Source organism: Stenotrophobium rhamnosiphilum (assembly GCF_003052265.1).
Taxonomy (GTDB): Bacteria; Pseudomonadota; Gammaproteobacteria; order Nevskiales; family Nevskiaceae; genus Stenotrophobium; species Stenotrophobium rhamnosiphilum.
This window is the reverse complement of sequence record NZ_QANS01000001.1, coordinates 508,282-523,585: the sequence shown is the minus strand read 5'-3', so window position 1 is coordinate 523,585 and position 15,304 is coordinate 508,282. Positions and strand designations below refer to the sequence as shown.

The window sequence follows — 15,304 nt, the reverse complement described above, 5'->3', positions numbered from 1 at the left end:
AGTCGACTCACTCATTTGGACCTAAATCTGTTTGATTTTTCTTATCAAGCGGCAGCAACTCTGAAAGTACCGTATCACTTCCGGAATAATTCAATGAATAGAAGCTCAGAAGACTCAGAGATGGCCGATAGCCAAAGCGTTTGGAGCGATGATGTTCTGGATAGAGAGGGCTACGCATTATTCCTTCAAAAACTACTGATTGAACAATCTCAAGAAAGCGCCTTGCGGGGCGCAGGATTAACAATAGCGCTCGATGCGGAATGGGGGACAGGTAAAACTTTTTTCGTAACACGCTGGCTTCAAGATTTAAAAAATCAAGGATACCCAGTAGTACTTTTTGACGCGTGGCAGAACGATCTTGGTTCGGAAGGCGCAACAGCATTAATGGCGTGCATGAAGGCTGCTCTTGATGAGCAAACCCAGAAATTACCCAAATCCAAACAGATTAAGAAATCTGCAGAAGCCGCTCTGCAATCTGCAATGCACGGGTTTCGAAAAGCAGTTTTGCCAGCAGCCAAGGTGCTTGCGACCAGCTTGATTAAGAAAACCACAGGCATTGCAGTAGAAGAAATCGTAACTGCTGTCGCAAATAATGCAGAAACCCCAAACGATATTGCTAAAAACGCCATAGATGCGGCAGTTCAAACGACTGAAAGTGGCCTAGATGAGTTGTTTAAACACATGCTGGACGAACACTCAGCAAGATTAGAAGCCATTAAAATTTTCAGGGGCGGAATCGTTGATCTACTTGGAATATTAAACGATCAAACCGACTTGAAATTGCCACTATTTGTCTTCGTTGATGAAGTAGACAGATGCAGACCCTCTTACTCCATTCAGTTGCTTGAAGAAATTAAGCACATATTTGGAATGAAGCATATTTGCTTCATTGTCTCCACAAACCTAACTCAACTTCGAGAATCCATAAGAGTAGTTTACGGATCCGAATTTGATAGCCATAGTTACTTAAGACGATTTTTTGATCTTGACTGCCGCTTACCACTCCCAAATTTCAACAGATTTCTTCCTTGCCGCAAGCCACCATGCTGACACTGGCACCGATCAACAGTGCGGTCAAAAGCACTGCTTTGCTGGTTTTGAAAGCATCCATCGTTAATCTCCGTGAGCGATTAGTCGCGCCCCAGAGTAGCTCATATGGATAGATTGCATAGTGCGGTATCACACTAAACACGCCGCATTACGTCAGTGAATACACCGGCACGGGCTCTGCAAAGCCTTTGAGTGGTTCTGGTGCGCGATCTTGCACAGAGAGGCTGTGCTCATCAGCTAGTGCCCTGCGCGTGCCTTCATCGAGAAGCACTTCGCCATCTTCTGCACGCTGACATAAACGTGCTGCGAGATTGACTGCATTGCCGACGGCGACGTATTCCAAACGCCCAGCGCCTTGAATCGCGCCGATGGTGGTGGCACCTGTTGCAACACCAACACCCAATCCCAGTTCATCTGATTGAGCGCGAAGAAGTGGGCGTGCAAGTCGCATAATGTCTTGTGCAAGTGCGATGGCTACGGATGCTGTGTCTTTTAATGGCACAGGCGCGCCGACCAGAATCAGGATGCCGTCACCTGCATGATCTTTGACAGTGCTTTGATGTGCGTCCGTGACTTGGCCGACTGCTTTGTAGAAGGCTTCTAGTAAATCGACGACCTGTGATGAATCGCGCTCTCGTGCATAGGCGGTGAATCCACGGATGTCGCAAACCACTACGGAGATACCTCGACGCTCGCGATGCAGCAGTGCATTGGGATCTTCGGCACGCATCATTCGCGCAACTTCGGGCGAGATGAACTGGCTCATGAATTTGCCACGCTCACTCTGAATGATGAGATAGCGAACGGAGCCGTAGAGGAAGATCAACAGACCGATGGTGAGCGAAAGCGTGAGCCAGTGTTGATTGAGGATTAGCGACACGAGGAAAAACGGCGCAGCGATGAGCAAAGCTTTTAAGCGAACAGATTCGGCGCGATCAGACTGCACGAAGAACAGGATGATGATGGCGATGCTGGAGAGCAGCATCGACAGGCCGAGAAACGGCATGAACAGCGCAAACTCCAAACCGCTGGTGCGAACAAAGCCGGAATGATTGGCAACCGCAAGATCTGGCGCAATCATCAAATAGCCGAGTCGCATCAATCCAAAGATAACGATCAAGCCCTGTGAAATGCGGAAGAGCACATTGACGGCTTTGCGCCAACCGCCGACAACCGAGCTTTCACCAATGCGCCGTCCCCACTCGATGCCGGCGAGGATGGCGACACTCTCAAAAATTGCGCCTAAGGTTTCGATCCAAAACAGCGGTAACACTCCAGCCTCACGCCCAATGCCAGAGATCAATACATCTGGAGCGATGATGCCCATGGCCAACGCCAGCGCGCGCGATGCGCGACTGCGTGGGTCAGTCACAAAAACAATAATCGCCAAGCCCAAGCTGAGCAGCGCGACGATTAAAAATGATAGGTCCAGATCCTGCATGGTGTGGGACGAGTGATTAATGGATTACATGCTGACAGATTTTGCGAAGCGCGTGCGGCGGGAGAATCGCACCAATAGCGTCAAAATCTTTGCCTTGCCAGAAACAAGATGCCGAGGTCATTAGCTATCTGCCTCAGACTTATTGACTACCGCCCCTTATTTTTTCAGTTATGCCGCATCGATTTCGTTGTTTTCACATCTGATAAAGTGTGCTCTTGAGCGGTGATATGCGCTCAACGCGGCGATTAATAAAACCGACTGCTTGAGAAAATGGTTTATTGGTGCCGTTCTATATTAAGAACTATGCTGAACACGGTGCCATTGAATTTAACGCTTGCCATTTTTTGGAATTGCCATCATGAAAGCAACAGTTCGTAAAAGAGTTGCACGCATAAGAACTACGTTTGGACAATTTAGTTTTCTAGCAGCACTGCGTGTCCTTGCTGCCGAAATTACACGCAAATTGTTCGACCCGCATCAGACGATAAGTTATGCCCAAACAGGCGAAGATCGCATTCTAATAACGATCTTGGATCGCCTCGGATCGAACGGAAATTCGGGCTTTTATGTAGACGTCGGTAGCAACGATCCGATGATGTGCTCCAATACTTATGCTCTGTATAGGAGGGGCTGGCGAGGGCTCTGCGTTGATGCCAATGAAGAGTTGATCAGCAAGCACCAAAACATACGCAAAAAGGATATCTGCGTTTGTGCGGCAATCTCGAATGTAGAAAGTGAACTGGTTTTTACATACTTTAATAACCCTTTGGTGTCGTCACTCGACCCGGCCCACGTCAAAAACTGGACGGATTGGGTCGGTGTTAAACGCACAAAAGTAGTAAAAACTCGACCGCTGAGTTCAATATTTAAAGAACGTGATATTCCAAGTACATTTGATATTTTGACGATCGACATCGAAGGTTACGACTTCGAAGCGCTGACCTCTTTTGACCTTGATCAATACCGGCCCAAAATCATCATTATTGAGATGCATGGCTATGACATGACAGGTCAAAGTCCCAATAAAATCTATGACTATCTAAAAGATCATAACTACGTCATGGTGGGATTTGCAGTAATGAATGGTTACTTTGTAGATGCGCCACTGCGACCGCTTTTGAATTAGAGCGTGTCTGCGCGGCGCTGAGTTCTCCCACCCACACCCCCACTGGGCCGTCTCTGTACGACCACATAACGAGACGGTCCGACAAAAACATGAAGCAACCACCCTGGAAGAGACCCAACCCCGCTGGCAAGACGAAGAGCAAGCTAAGCCCTGCTCAAGTCGAAGCTGCGCGAGAACGTGCAGCGGCCGCAGGTCGGCGGTATCCGAACTTGGTGGACAATATGTGGGCGGCGAAACAAGACGCCGCCTCATTGACTGGAAACGCTGGCGGCAAATCTGATCCCTCGCCACTCAAGTGATTCAAGCAGTTGTAGGGTGAGTTTCGCTGCGCTCTACCCACCCTACGATTCGCTTCAAATGTCATTTTTGAAACCAGTAAAGCTAGGCTCGATTCTTTAATTATTGCTTTGCGTAGTCACGCAATTCCGGCTCTGCACTCGTGCCTTGCACAGTGGAAACCAAGAAGTCACTCCCAAAGTTAGTAAAACCACGTAGCGCGGTGATGGCGCTGGTGGGGTCTGTGACACTGGGCATGTAAGTGGTGAGGCAGACATCGGATGGCAAATGCGCGAGGTTGATCGCTTGCCCCGGATGATCAAGCGCATCAAGCACCAGCAAGTAAGTGAGATTGTCGGCAAGGATGGTGAAATGCTCGATGGGACGCAGCGGGCAGATGTCTTGCAACACGATGTTGGTGGCGCCTTCGAGATGACTCACAGCAGGCTGCGGCACGATCACTTCATCGAAGCTGGTAGCGATGGAGGTGTAGACGATGTCTTTGGGTAAAGGCCGAGCATTGAGCGCAGCGAGAAAGTTAGAACCTGCTGCGATCTGCCACACCGACGGAGGACAACGTCTGCCTGCATTGCACGCAAACTCAGCCGCAGTGGTTCCGTTATGCGGCGTAGCCAACGAGATGTAGGTGGATACCTTGGACGGAATATCAGGCCAAAACTTTAGCGCCCACATTTCATTGAGCGGTCCGTGTTGATGTCCGAATAGAACAACCTTGCGGCCACTCTGTGCAGATATCTTGCGCACGGCGTAGACGACATATTCGGCAGCATTCTGTAGATCACCGAAGCCCCGATCAGGAATCGAGATGCTGCACGTTGGGATGCCGAGTGATGGCAGTTGCTGGAGATAATTCCAACCAAAGGAATCCTGCGCATTGGTAAAGGTAGGTGTGATCAGCACGGGATCGCGCGTTGCACCGACGATGTCGGGCGTGCAGCTCAGGCCCGCATCGAGCTGAGCCTGCGACAAAGTCAGCGCGGGTCCTTCTGCAGATGCGGAACCAGTGACTTCGCTACTGGTGCCCGTACAGCCGGCAAGCGCGCAGCTCAACAGCATCAAGAGTTTTTTCATGGCCCCAAGCTATACGCGCGTACCGGGCAATCACATGGCCGCTGCGCCGCAGGATCGGTGTTTATAGCCACTTCAAGGAAGCCCTGCGAAATGAGGGCCAGAAAATTACTTAAGCCGCGGCGCGCCTAATCCGCTTGCTTACAGCTTTCTGCTTTACAGCACGAGCAGGGACTACGGCCACTTTCAAACCTAGTGAAGTAATCACTTTTGATACCGTTGCAAACTCCGGACGAGATGTCCCGTTGAGTGCTTTGTAGAGACTCTCGCGACCCAATCCTGCATCTCGTGCAATCTGCGACATGCCCTTGGCGCGCGCAACGGTGCCGAGTGCGACGATCAGCTCTTCTGGACTGCCGTTCTCTAACGCGTCGTTGAGGTAAGCCGCGATGGACTTGATATCAGTCAAATAATCAGCGGCATCAAATTTTGTGGTTTTGAGGCTCATGTCTTACTCCAATTGTTGCGCCAACAGCTTGGCCTTGTTGATATCGCGCCGCTGCGAAGATTTATCACCAGCGCACAGCAGAATCACAATTTGACGGCCACGCTGCGTGTAGTACACGCGGTAGCCCGGCCCGAGCGGAACTCTCAGCTCCGATACACCCTCACCCACCGATTTGTGATCGCCGAAATTTCCACTGGCCATTCTCTCGATACGCCGAGCGATTACTGCGCGGCTTTGAATATCACGGAGGTTAGCCATCCACTCGGCAAAGGCTGCGGTTTGACGTATTTCAAGCATTTGCATTGTATCCTATTAGATACAGTAATCAAGGTACGATTTCTCAATTTTCTAGCGCCTTGGTTCGCACTGCCGTGATCGAATGCTCAGCCACGTAGCCCGGGTGAAACCCGGGGCTTTCTATTGATGATGTGGCGTTTCCCGGGTTGCGCCCGGGGTACCTGGTCAAGTGATTTTTCGTAGGGCGGGAGCATCCCGCCTTCAGCGAAGTGAGGTACGCGAAAGGCGGGATACTCCCGCCCCACAGGCCCTCGCCTACTACGTTCGGTGGATAGCTCCCCCGCCCGCTTTTCGGACAATGAGGCATTGTGCTGCGCGCCTGTCGCGCTGCTTGGAATTCTTTGGGGAAATCATCAATGCGTATTCAATTCCGGACGCTGTGCCTGTCACTGCTGCTGACTGTTCTGTGCGGCAATGCTGCGGCAACGGTTATCGACGATGCTGCGCTCAACAAAACATCCGACGGCAGCAACTGGGCTGCGTGGGGTCGCACGTTTGATGAGCAGCGTTTTAGCCCGCTCGATGAGATCAACACCAAGACGGTTTCGCGCTTGGGGCTGGCTTGGTCGCTGGAGTTGAATGATGTCTGGAACGTATCGAGCCAGCCGCTTGCTGTTGATGGCGTGATCTACACCGCGGTTGGTTACAGCCACGTTTACGCAATCGACGCACTCACCGGCAAGGAGTTGTGGAACTACAACCCGAAGGTAGAAGCACGCAAGATGGGTTTGGCTTGGGGCTCGCGTGGTCTCGCGTTCTACAAAGGCAAGGTCTATGCAGGCGTGCAAGACGGCCGTTTGTTTGCGCTTGATGCCAAGACCGGCAAGTTGGTTTGGGAAGTGCAAACCACCGATCCCAAAGACAACCGTTACATCACCGGCGCACCGCGCGTATTCAACGGCAAGATCATCATTGGTCATGGCGGCGCAGACTTCGGTCACGTGCGCGGCTACGTCACAACGTATGACGCTGAAACGGGCAAGGAACTGTGGCGCTGGTTTGTGGTGCCGGGCAATCCTGCTGATGGCTTCGAGAACGAAGCGATGGCTGAAGCTGCCAAGACCTGGACCGGCGAGTGGTGGAAATTTGGCGGTGGCGGCACGGTCTGGAATGCAATGACCTATGACGCCGAGAAGGATGTGATTTATTTGGGCACCGGCAACGGCTCGCCGTGGAATCACAAGCTGCGTTCACCGAAGGGCGGCGACAATCTCTATCTGTGCTCAGTCGTCGCGCTCGACGCTAAGACTGGCAAATACCTGTGGCACTACCAGACCACGCCGGGCGAGAGCTGGGATTTCAACTCGACGATGGACATGGTGCTTGCCACCGTCAACATCGACAACAAGCCACGCAAAGTGATCATGCATGCACCGAAGAATGGTTTCTTCTACATGCTAGATCGCGACACCGGCAAACTGATCTCGGCTGAGAAAATCGGCAAGGTGACGTGGGCAGAGCGCATCGATCTCACAACGGGTCGCCCAGTTGAAGTACGCGGCGCGCGTTATGAAAACGGTGAAGCGCTGATCTGGCCTGGCTCCGGCGGCACGCACAACTGGCAGCCGATGGCGTATAGCCCGGACACCGGCTTGGTCTACATCCCAGCGCGTGAGATGGCGGGCTATTACAACGATGGCGGCCGCGATCCTCGCACATGGCAGATGAAGAAAGGCGATGTGATGGGCCTTAACGGATTCTTCGATGACATTCCGAAGACCGCAGGCACCACTTCATTGTTAGCGTGGAATCCGATCACACAGCAAAAAGCCTGGAGCAATCCGACGCCAGGCGCAACGGCAGGCGGCGTGATCGCAACGCATGGTGGCTTGGTTTTCCAAGGCCGTGCTGATGGCAAGTTTGTTGCGACAGATGCAACGAACGGCAAAGAACTTTGGAGCTACGACATGGGTGTCGGCACGCAAGCCGCACCGATGACTTACACCGTCAACGGCAAGCAGTACGTCACCGTGCTCGCTGGTTGGGGCGGCGCTCCATCGCTACTCGGTTCACTCGCTGCACAACATGGCTGGGTCGGTCGCCAGTACCCTCGCCGCATGCTGACGTTTGCGCTTGATGGCGCTGCCAAATTGCCTGCATCGCCCGCGCCTGTTCCGGGCAAGGTCAAGGCCATTGACGATCCTTCGTTCAAGGTTGATCCAGTCGTCGCAGAGAAAGGAAAGCTCGTGTTCCAACAATGTGTGATCTGCCATGGCGTGTCGGCCGTTGCAGGTGGTTACGCACCTGATCTGCGTGCATCACCCATCCCACTCAACTCGGCTGCGTTCAAAATGATTGTTCAAGGCGGCGCACTTCAATCACGCGGCATGCCACAGTTTGAAACGCTCAGCGATGAAGAACTGCATCAACTCCAAACCTACATCCGCGATCGCGCGCGTTACGAGCCTAGCGCTTGGGACGATATCAAAGCGATCTGGAACTTCGTTGTGTTGATGGTCAAGATGGAGTTGGTGAAGCGCGGCTGGATTGATTGATACGCCAGCATCTCGTTTAAAACAAAGCCCGCTTTCGCGGGCTTTGTTTTTATGGGCGGGGTTAAAAAATCTATGGCCACCTCATCTAGACATACAGCGAATGCTGAGTAAAAATTGTTCTAAAATAAAAAAACGCCCATGTATAAAGGCGCCATAAAACAGGGAGAAAAATAATGGCTTTACGCGCACTCTGCGTTTCATTGGCGAGCTTGATGCTTGCTGGCTGTGCCACTGGCTATCACGACGCCAGCAATCCACTGACCGGTTGGGCCGGAGGCTTCTGGGATACCAAAGGTCCTGGCCAGCTAATCAAGATTGGTTTCAGCGGCAACGGCTTCATCAGTCGCGAAAAGGTAGGCACTTATGTGTTGTACCGCAGCGCAGAAGTAACTCAACGCGAAGGAAAAGATTTTTTCGTGATGTATGAAAATCTTCCCGCGGCAATCAGCGATAGACGTAGCAGCGAACGCACGGTGTCGACCATCGGCGGCAAGGCCGCTACTTACGTTTATGTTCTGCTGAAAACAGAACCTGGCCCGGATGTACTTTCTGCATCTGAAGTCATTGCCCGGCTACGTCCGGAAGTTGAGCGCTAGGAGAAATAACAATGATCATTTCATTCCGAACGCTTGCCACTGCCGCCACTTGTTTCCTACTCGCTGCGTGCGGCATGCAGCCCTACAAACTCCCCAGTAACGAACCCACCGCACAACTAAACCTCGCCGTAAACAAGCGAGCGTGGATCTGTGCCGACGGCAAGTCATACGCGCTAGAACCCAATCAGGCGGGCTACGTGACCATTCCTGCCGGACATCGAATTGTTGTTGGTTCAAGTTTTTTTGAGCAAGGGTATAACGTTCAATACTCCTGCTATCCGCGAGTCAACTTTGTTCCTAAAACGGGCGAAACTTACTATCAGGATTTCCAGATTGAGGCTGAAAAATGCACTGCCTTCATCTACCGAGAAACCAATACCAATCCTGCAGGAGTTGATTTCGAACCCAGCATGCGCGGTAGCGGCTCATGCGACACCGTCTTCTGGGCCGAGCCTCTGGCTCCGCTACCTAACGCGGCAACTCCTAAGCTGACATTTGCGGCGCCATCAGTCGCGACAGCGCCAATACCTTCACCGCCACAGACCGCAGTTGCCGCAACTACGCAGCAACAAACTACTGCGCCTCGCGAAGCGCCTATTCAGGCTGCAATAGCTTGTGGCGATGACATCGCTGCGATAACCAGTTCGCTGAGCGGCAATAGCGAGCGCAAACTGTTGCGAGTGGATTGCCAACTCTATCCGACACCGAATGGCTCGATGCGCGGGTCGCTCCTATCAGCAGGCAATGCAATTGAGTTGGTACGCAATATCTCTAACGCAGAAGGCGCGTGGTGGTATGTCAAGGCAACGGGCACCGTCGGTTGGATTCTCGTGCGGCGCTGATGCTCGTTTAACAAAAAGCCCGCGAAAGCGGGCTTTCTTTTGAACCCACCTCAACAGGTAGGGGGTCTGCCCTACTCATTACAGTTAAAATCAGCGGGTGTAATCCACTATCGCCACTCTTATCCGGACTCTTCTCATGGATCTCAAAAACAAAGTTGTTGCTATTACCGGTGCAGGCCAAGGTATTGGTCGTTCTATTGCTGAAATGTTTGCTGCTGAAGGCGCGAACATTGCACTTATTGACCTGAAGGAAGAAGGCCTTGTCGCAGCGCGTGAGGCTTGCGAGAAGCTTGGCGTGGTGGCGCGTGGTTATACCGCTAACGTGACGGATGAAGCGGCGGTGGATGCGACGATGGCGGCCATCGTTAAAGACTTTGGCCGATTAGATGGTCTCGTCAACAATGCGGGCATCACCAAAGACGCGATGCTGATCAAAGTAAAAGATGGCGAGATTGTGAATCGCATGTCGATGGATCAGTGGAACGCGGTGATTGGCGTTAATCTCACCGGTGTTTTCCTCTGCGGCCGTGCTGCGGCAGAGCAGATGATTCGCCTCGGTAACGGCGGCGTGATCGTAAACATCTCCAGCATCTCACGTGCCGGCAATGCTGGCCAGACCAATTACAGCGCCGCCAAAGCTGGCGTGATCGCAATGGCTACGGCTTGGGCCAGCGAGTTGGGTCGTTACAAGATTCGTACTGGCAGCGTTGCACCTGGCTTTACGCGCACCGAGATTCTGGCCGCGATGAAACCTGAAATTCTGGAGAAAGCTATTGCGCCGGTGCCGTTGAAGCGCATGGGCGATCCTTCTGAAATTGCCAAAGCTGTTCGCTTTATTTTCGACAACGATTATTTCAGTGGTCGTTGCATTGATGTGGATGGTGGTTTGCGGCTTTAAGTTTTTTCGTAGGGCGGGAGTATCCCGCCTATCGCGCGAAAGGCGGGATGCTCCCGCCCTACATCAGTATCAATAGAAAGCGCCGGTGAGTGATCACCGGCGCTTTTCTTTTCTAAGACCGGTTCAGATGTTCTCGTTATCTAACGCTTGCGTTGCACCGCAAACGAGCTCAGCACGCCGAGCACCTGCACTGACCGCAGGCAAAGAAAACAGAGCAGTGACGGAATTGTTTCGCTTTTTCGACTAAATGCGTCCAAATTAGATTGATCGTCGTAATACCTTCATACCCACTGGAGTTAGATATGAACGGAATCATGAAGTGGAGTTGGACGGCGCTGATCGGCATATTCAGCACTGCCCCTCACGCAGAGTCACCAGCGACAGCCCTGCCAGTACCTTTGGTTGAGAGCGTCGATCTGAAGCGCTTTATGGGAAGTTGGTATGTGATCGCACAAATCACCGCTGACAGTGATCGTGGTGCCCACAACGCCGTCGAAACCTATTCGATGAATCCAGACGGCTCGATCGCTACGGTCTACCGCAACCGTCAGGGCAGCTTTGATGGCCCTGAAAAAGTGATGCATCCCGTCGGCTACGTGGAAGATGGCAGTGGCAATGCACTTTGGGGCATCCGACTCTATTGGTGGCTGCCCTTCAAGCTTGAGTACCGCGTGTCATATCTGGAAGCCGATTATTCCGTCGTGATCATCGCGCGCAGCAAGCGGGATTACGTCTGGCTGATGAGCCGCAAACCGAATATGAGCGCATCGGATTTAGCGCGCTATACCGCGCTCATTGGTAGCTGGGGTTATGACACCAGCAAGCTTTTAAGCGTGCCTCAACGTTGGCCTGAATCCTCAAGCAAATAAACCGCGTCAACTCAGATAAGGCGTGATGTCGGTCAGATCAATTTGCTCAGGCGCGAGAAAACGCTCTGCATAACGCATGTACACGCCGCTACGCAGGAACAAGTTGAATAGGTCAGGATCGACGTGACCTTTGAGCTTCATCTTGTGCAGGATCGCAACCGACTCAGATAAAGGCTTGGCGGGTTTGTAGGGCCGGTCGGATGCAGTCAATGCTTCGAAGATGTCAGCAATCGCCATGATGCGTGCCGGGATTGATAACTCTGCCGCGGTGAGTCCACGTGGATAGCCACTGCCGTCCATCGCTTCGTGATGCGTACCTGCGTACTCGGGTACACGTCGTAGCAGCGCAGGAAACTTTGCGCCTTCAAGCATGCGAATCGTATGGATGATGTGCTCGTTGATCTTAAAGCGTTCCTCTCTCGTGAGCGTGCCACGTTCGATGCACAGGTTGTACAGCTCGCCTCGGTCGTAAAGATGCTCTGGAACTTTCATACGGAAGCCTTCAGTCAGCGCACGTTTTTCTTCTGGCGGCCGCGGAATCAAGTGCCATGGCTGGTCAGCAATTAGCGATGCAAGCGCCGGCAAACTGACAGGCGTGCTGGATTGACGACGTTCTTTCTCTTCGTAAGAAATTCCAAGCCGATCATCGAAATTTCGCAGCCAAGTTTGTTTGCCGATGGCCTGCACACGAGCAATATCCGCGGCTGCCATATTCTCGCTTCCCACATTACAAGCAGCGATAAAGACGTAATCGCCCTGCAAAACCGCTGCGCGTTGAGCGTAGATTTGTTCTGCAGTTTCAGCATTCATGCGGCCGGCTAACTGCGCTTGCAACACTTCAATCAAGGCATCACGTAGCAAGACTTCAAAGCGCGTACGGATTTCATGCAAGCGGTTATAAACCGTTTCAAGCTTGGTCGCTTTATCCAAGACGTGCTCGGGACTCGTGATCTTGCCGCAATCGTGTAGCCACGCACCGACGCGAAATTCGCGCCACTCTTCTTCAGTCCGAAAAGAAAAATTGGCCAGCGGACCACTCTCAGCAACATTTGCTTCCCGCGCAAGCATCATCGCGAGTTCAGGCACACGCGCACAGTGACGCCCGGTGTAAGCACTCTTGGCATCGACAGCGTCACCCAGTGTGCGCACCAAGGTATCGAGCAAATTCGTTTGTGCAGCGATCAGTTTTTGATTTTCGAGCGCGACGGTTGCCTGTCCAGCAAGCGCTTCCAGATAAGTTACCTGCGGTGAAGAGAAAGGCGCGATTTGATCGGTATCGGCATCGCGCGCGTTGATAACTTGCATCACACCAATCACACGATCAAGCGTGCGCAAAGGCAAGGATGCGATGGTCTTTACGCGAATACTGGATCGCTCGCGGTTGTACTTGCGCAGGTTGACCAACTCTTCGCGCTGATCCAAGTCGAGATCATCAACAACATGCACGACACCACTCAGCGCCGTGTACACCGCGAGTGACTGATGCTTCATCTCCGGCAACTTCATGTCGAGCGCAGACAGGCAATGCGGCGGCTCCATGCCCAGCGTCGCCACTGGCCGCAGCTTGTCGTCTTCGTCACGCAGGAACAGCACTGCAGCTTCGGCGCTGGACATCTCGCGTGCAGCTTCAAGGACAGCCTCCAGCAAAGCCTGCCGGGTCTTCTTTTTGACTAGATTGGCACCTATACCAATCAATCGCGCCAGATGTCCGGACACCCGCTCAAGTGTGCGCGTGCCTTTAGCGAGGGCATCTCGCATTGCATCGTGAGCATGCTCCAGCGCCCGCACCTCACGCACAGCCGAACGCCTATGCTTTTGCTTTTCCATCGGCGAAAAATTCAGATGGCCGATGCGCTCTGACTGTTGCACCAGCCTCTGCAGAACGCCGGCCATGGCACCGGTACTGAACCAAGTCAGCGGCAAAAGAATCATAAGACCGACGATGGCCACCAACCATGCATCACGCTTTGCTGTCTCGGCTGCTTGCGACATATCCGCCAGTGGCGAAAGCAATAACAACCGGTACTGCGTTCCAGGAATTTTGGCGATGGCGTGCCAAGCCAGCAGAAACGGCTGGTCAGCCAAAGACACCAGACTCAATTGCCCTTCAGCCAAACGATCAGTCACAGCTGCAGCCGCTACCAGTAAGGGATGGCCTAGCTGAGCGACAGGCTTCATCCGAAATTGCGAGAGCTGCTTCCATCGCTCACCCTTGGCACGGAATGCAACGATGCGATGCTGATCGTCGAACAACAAAGCCGCACCGTTGGCACTCACCGGCACCCGTTCCAACAGGCGGTCGATCAGACCCAGTGGCGACGTCATCGACACCACACTCTCACCAGAGCGCAATGCCAAAGTCATCGCCAAAGAATTCCAGGCTGGGGCGAGATGAGGACGGCTGAAGTAAGGACCTTTCGAGCGCAGCGCGCCCAAATACCACTCGGACTGTTCGGGGTGGGCGTCCAAGGAATAGCGACGCTGCGAGAGCAAGCGGTGGTCAGCCGTGTAGTAACTGACCGAGACCATCCTGCTGCCATCCGCTTGCACAGCGAAATGACCCATCGTGTACGCACTGCCAGCAGGCGCTTCGGGATCACGCTTGAGAAAGTACAGCATGTCGCGAGGCCGCGTCACTGCAAAACTATGCGGAACAGCTTGATCCAGAAAGCTTTGCGCCAAGGCTCGGCTGCTTGCCTCAGTGTAAATATCAGGCATCGTCGGCAACAGACTGGCGACGGTACCAAGGTAGCTCGCGTACGACTGCATCATCGCGTCGATTTCGCCGAAGGCGCTATGTGCCAGCAGGCGGAAGTTTTCACGTCCGCTTTGCTCAATTTGCTGATGTGCGCGTCCGAGCACAAACCACAGGAAGGCGCCGGAGAGCAGAAAAACAAACGCGACCACTCGTAAGGTCGCAGTAATCTGAAACGGTAAGCCGGCTTGGCGCGCCATAATTTATTGCTCCCAACCGCTTATGACGTCTCCTTGTCTTGTGGTCCTGAGCCCTAGCAAACCAATAGGGCAAACGAGGCTACCGTCCTTAAGCGATACGTAGCGCCACCCCTGTATCTTTTATCTACATTCCCCCCTTAAACCGTCGGCTTGAGCACAGACGTCGTATCATGTCGGCCTGCAATAAGAATTCAGTCATGCGCCGCTATAAAGAAGAACCTGAACAACAGTACGACGGTCCCAGCAAAACCCAGCAAAAGAACGCGATGCTGGAGTTGCAGGTACTGGGCGTAACCCTGCTTGAGCTGCCGGAAGAGCAGATCGACCTGCTGATTGACGAGGTAGGTCCGCTGCGCGAAGCCATGCGCGATCTGCGCCGTATTACCGCTCATGGTGCGCGCAAACGTCAGGCCAGCTACGTCGGCAAACTCCTGCGTGACGTGGACGTCGAGCCGATGCGCAAGGCACTGGCGGTATGGCACACGCACAAGGCGCGCGACGTCCGTGCGCTGCGCGAGATCGAGCAGTGGCGCGAAAAGATGATCGGCAGCGAAGCTGGCTGGGCCGAATGGACCACCCGTTACCCTGTCGGCGACACCAAACAGCTGCGCGCGCTGGTACGTGATGCGCGCCGTGACCGCGAAATGTCCAAGGTCACCGGCGAGAGCCAGAACGGCCGCGCTTTCCGCGAGATGTTCAGGCTGGTACGCGAAATTCTGTTGGCCCCGAAAGCGCCGCCAGAAGCCTGATCCACCACGCTCGGGCCGCCAAAGCGCCCGACTTCAGTGACAGTGCTGGTCAGTAATTGAAAAAATGCGTCACTGACTTACACCGAATTGCGCCGGAATATGGCATCCTCAATCTAAAGAATAAGAGCCAAGGATCGGATGTCATTGTCAATTTTGCATAAAGTGCCTGCACG

14 protein-coding genes are annotated in these 15,304 nt (G+C 53.3%); 9 read left to right on the top strand and 5 right to left on the bottom strand.

All coding sequences use genetic code 11. The features are described 5' to 3' along the window. Positions 1–93 precede the first annotated feature (93 nt). Positions 94–1,050: a KAP family P-loop NTPase fold protein gene (locus tag CJD38_RS02445; protein ID WP_107938700.1), complete on the top strand. Its 957-nt coding sequence runs from the start codon at positions 94–96 to the stop codon at positions 1,048–1,050. 148 nt (positions 1,051–1,198) lie between these two features. Here CJD38_RS02445 and CJD38_RS02440 read toward each other — a convergent pair whose 3' ends face one another. Beyond that, entirely contained in the window at positions 1,199–2,491 is a 1,293-nt protein-coding gene (locus CJD38_RS02440; protein WP_107938699.1) for an adenylate/guanylate cyclase domain-containing protein, read from the bottom strand. A gap of 358 nt (positions 2,492–2,849) precedes the next feature. Here CJD38_RS02440 and CJD38_RS02435 point away from each other — a divergent pair, with 358 nt between their 5' ends. Both CJD38_RS02435 and CJD38_RS02430 read left to right on the top strand, forming a co-directional pair. After that, positions 2,850–3,617, top strand: coding sequence for an FkbM family methyltransferase (locus tag CJD38_RS02435; protein ID WP_107938698.1), 768 nt, complete (start codon positions 2,850–2,852; stop codon positions 3,615–3,617). 89 nt (positions 3,618–3,706) lie between these two features. Then, positions 3,707–3,916, top strand: a complete 210-nt coding sequence (locus tag CJD38_RS02430) for a hypothetical protein (RefSeq protein WP_107938697.1) — start codon at positions 3,707–3,709, stop codon at positions 3,914–3,916. A 100-nt stretch (positions 3,917–4,016) separates the two neighbouring features. Here CJD38_RS02430 and CJD38_RS02425 read toward each other — a convergent pair whose 3' ends face one another. From CJD38_RS02425 to CJD38_RS02415, 3 genes are all read right to left on the bottom strand, one after another. Beyond that, the gene (locus CJD38_RS02425) at positions 4,017–4,985 is read right to left on the bottom strand and encodes an esterase/lipase family protein (RefSeq protein ID WP_107938696.1); all 969 of its coding nucleotides are present in this window, start codon (positions 4,983–4,985) and stop codon (positions 4,017–4,019) included. Positions 4,986–5,094: 109 nt separating this feature from the next. Continuing rightward, positions 5,095–5,430 carry an addiction module antidote protein gene (locus tag CJD38_RS02420; RefSeq protein WP_107938695.1) on the bottom strand — a complete coding sequence of 112 codons (336 nt, stop codon included), beginning with the start codon at positions 5,428–5,430 and terminating at the stop codon, positions 5,095–5,097. Between the two features lie 3 nt (positions 5,431–5,433). Next, the gene (locus tag CJD38_RS02415; protein ID WP_107939002.1) at positions 5,434–5,727 is read right to left on the bottom strand and encodes a type II toxin-antitoxin system RelE/ParE family toxin; all 294 of its coding nucleotides are present in this window, start codon (positions 5,725–5,727) and stop codon (positions 5,434–5,436) included. Positions 5,728–6,083: 356 nt separating this feature from the next. Here CJD38_RS02415 and CJD38_RS02410 point away from each other — a divergent pair, with 356 nt between their 5' ends. The 5 genes from CJD38_RS02410 to CJD38_RS02390 all read left to right on the top strand — a co-directional run bounded on the left by CJD38_RS02410 (position 6,084) and on the right by CJD38_RS02390 (position 11,427). After that, positions 6,084–8,222, top strand: a complete 2,139-nt coding sequence (locus tag CJD38_RS02410) for a PQQ-dependent dehydrogenase, methanol/ethanol family (protein ID WP_107938694.1) — start codon at positions 6,084–6,086, stop codon at positions 8,220–8,222. Between the two features lie 173 nt (positions 8,223–8,395). Further along, positions 8,396–8,818 (top strand): CC0125/CC1285 family lipoprotein, encoded by a 423-nt coding sequence (locus CJD38_RS02405; RefSeq protein ID WP_107938693.1) that lies wholly within the window; start codon positions 8,396–8,398, stop codon positions 8,816–8,818. 11 nt (positions 8,819–8,829) lie between these two features. Next, the gene (locus tag CJD38_RS02400) at positions 8,830–9,660 is read left to right on the top strand and encodes a hypothetical protein (protein WP_107938692.1); all 831 of its coding nucleotides are present in this window, start codon (positions 8,830–8,832) and stop codon (positions 9,658–9,660) included. A gap of 136 nt (positions 9,661–9,796) precedes the next feature. Continuing rightward, positions 9,797–10,558 carry an SDR family oxidoreductase gene (locus CJD38_RS02395; protein WP_107938691.1) on the top strand — a complete coding sequence of 254 codons (762 nt, stop codon included), beginning with the start codon at positions 9,797–9,799 and terminating at the stop codon, positions 10,556–10,558. Positions 10,559–10,860: 302 nt separating this feature from the next. Then, positions 10,861–11,427, top strand: coding sequence for a lipocalin family protein (locus tag CJD38_RS02390; RefSeq protein ID WP_107938690.1), 567 nt, complete (start codon positions 10,861–10,863; stop codon positions 11,425–11,427). A gap of 6 nt (positions 11,428–11,433) precedes the next feature. Here the strand turns inward: CJD38_RS02390 and CJD38_RS02385 are convergent, their stop codons facing one another. Next, entirely contained in the window at positions 11,434–14,382 is a 2,949-nt protein-coding gene (locus CJD38_RS02385) for an HD domain-containing phosphohydrolase (RefSeq protein WP_107938689.1), read from the bottom strand. A gap of 170 nt (positions 14,383–14,552) precedes the next feature. On the opposite strand from CJD38_RS02385, the gene yjgA reads away from it, so the two are divergent. Continuing rightward, the gene (gene yjgA / locus CJD38_RS02380) at positions 14,553–15,131 is read left to right on the top strand and encodes a ribosome biogenesis factor YjgA (protein WP_107938688.1); all 579 of its coding nucleotides are present in this window, start codon (positions 14,553–14,555) and stop codon (positions 15,129–15,131) included. Positions 15,132–15,304: the final 173 nt, after the last annotated feature.

What these genes read in the sequence shown, in the direction of transcription:
- CJD38_RS02415 (WP_107939002.1), bottom strand. Translation starts at nt 5,727, where the DNA reads ATGCTTGAAATACGTCAAACCGCAGCCTTTGCCGAGTGGATGGCTAAC.
- CJD38_RS02425 (WP_107938696.1), bottom strand. Translation starts at nt 4,985, where the DNA reads ATGAAAAAACTCTTGATGCTGTTGAGCTGCGCGCTTGCCGGCTGTACG.
- CJD38_RS02385 (WP_107938689.1), bottom strand. Translation starts at nt 14,382, where the DNA reads ATGGCGCGCCAAGCCGGCTTACCGTTTCAGATTACTGCGACCTTACGA.
- CJD38_RS02405 (WP_107938693.1), top strand. Translation starts at nt 8,396, where the DNA reads ATGGCTTTACGCGCACTCTGCGTTTCATTGGCGAGCTTGATGCTTGCT.
- CJD38_RS02400 (WP_107938692.1), top strand. Translation starts at nt 8,830, where the DNA reads ATGATCATTTCATTCCGAACGCTTGCCACTGCCGCCACTTGTTTCCTA.
- CJD38_RS02395 (WP_107938691.1), top strand. Translation starts at nt 9,797, where the DNA reads ATGGATCTCAAAAACAAAGTTGTTGCTATTACCGGTGCAGGCCAAGGT.
- CJD38_RS02435 (WP_107938698.1), top strand. Translation starts at nt 2,850, where the DNA reads ATGAAAGCAACAGTTCGTAAAAGAGTTGCACGCATAAGAACTACGTTT.
- yjgA (WP_107938688.1), top strand. Translation starts at nt 14,553, where the DNA reads ATGTCGGCCTGCAATAAGAATTCAGTCATGCGCCGCTATAAAGAAGAA.
- CJD38_RS02430 (WP_107938697.1), top strand. Translation starts at nt 3,707, where the DNA reads ATGAAGCAACCACCCTGGAAGAGACCCAACCCCGCTGGCAAGACGAAG.
- CJD38_RS02390 (WP_107938690.1), top strand. Translation starts at nt 10,861, where the DNA reads ATGAACGGAATCATGAAGTGGAGTTGGACGGCGCTGATCGGCATATTC.
- CJD38_RS02410 (WP_107938694.1), top strand. Translation starts at nt 6,084, where the DNA reads ATGCGTATTCAATTCCGGACGCTGTGCCTGTCACTGCTGCTGACTGTT.
- CJD38_RS02440 (WP_107938699.1), bottom strand. Translation starts at nt 2,491, where the DNA reads ATGCAGGATCTGGACCTATCATTTTTAATCGTCGCGCTGCTCAGCTTG.
- CJD38_RS02420 (WP_107938695.1), bottom strand. Translation starts at nt 5,430, where the DNA reads ATGAGCCTCAAAACCACAAAATTTGATGCCGCTGATTATTTGACTGAT.
- CJD38_RS02445 (WP_107938700.1), top strand. Translation starts at nt 94, where the DNA reads ATGAATAGAAGCTCAGAAGACTCAGAGATGGCCGATAGCCAAAGCGTT.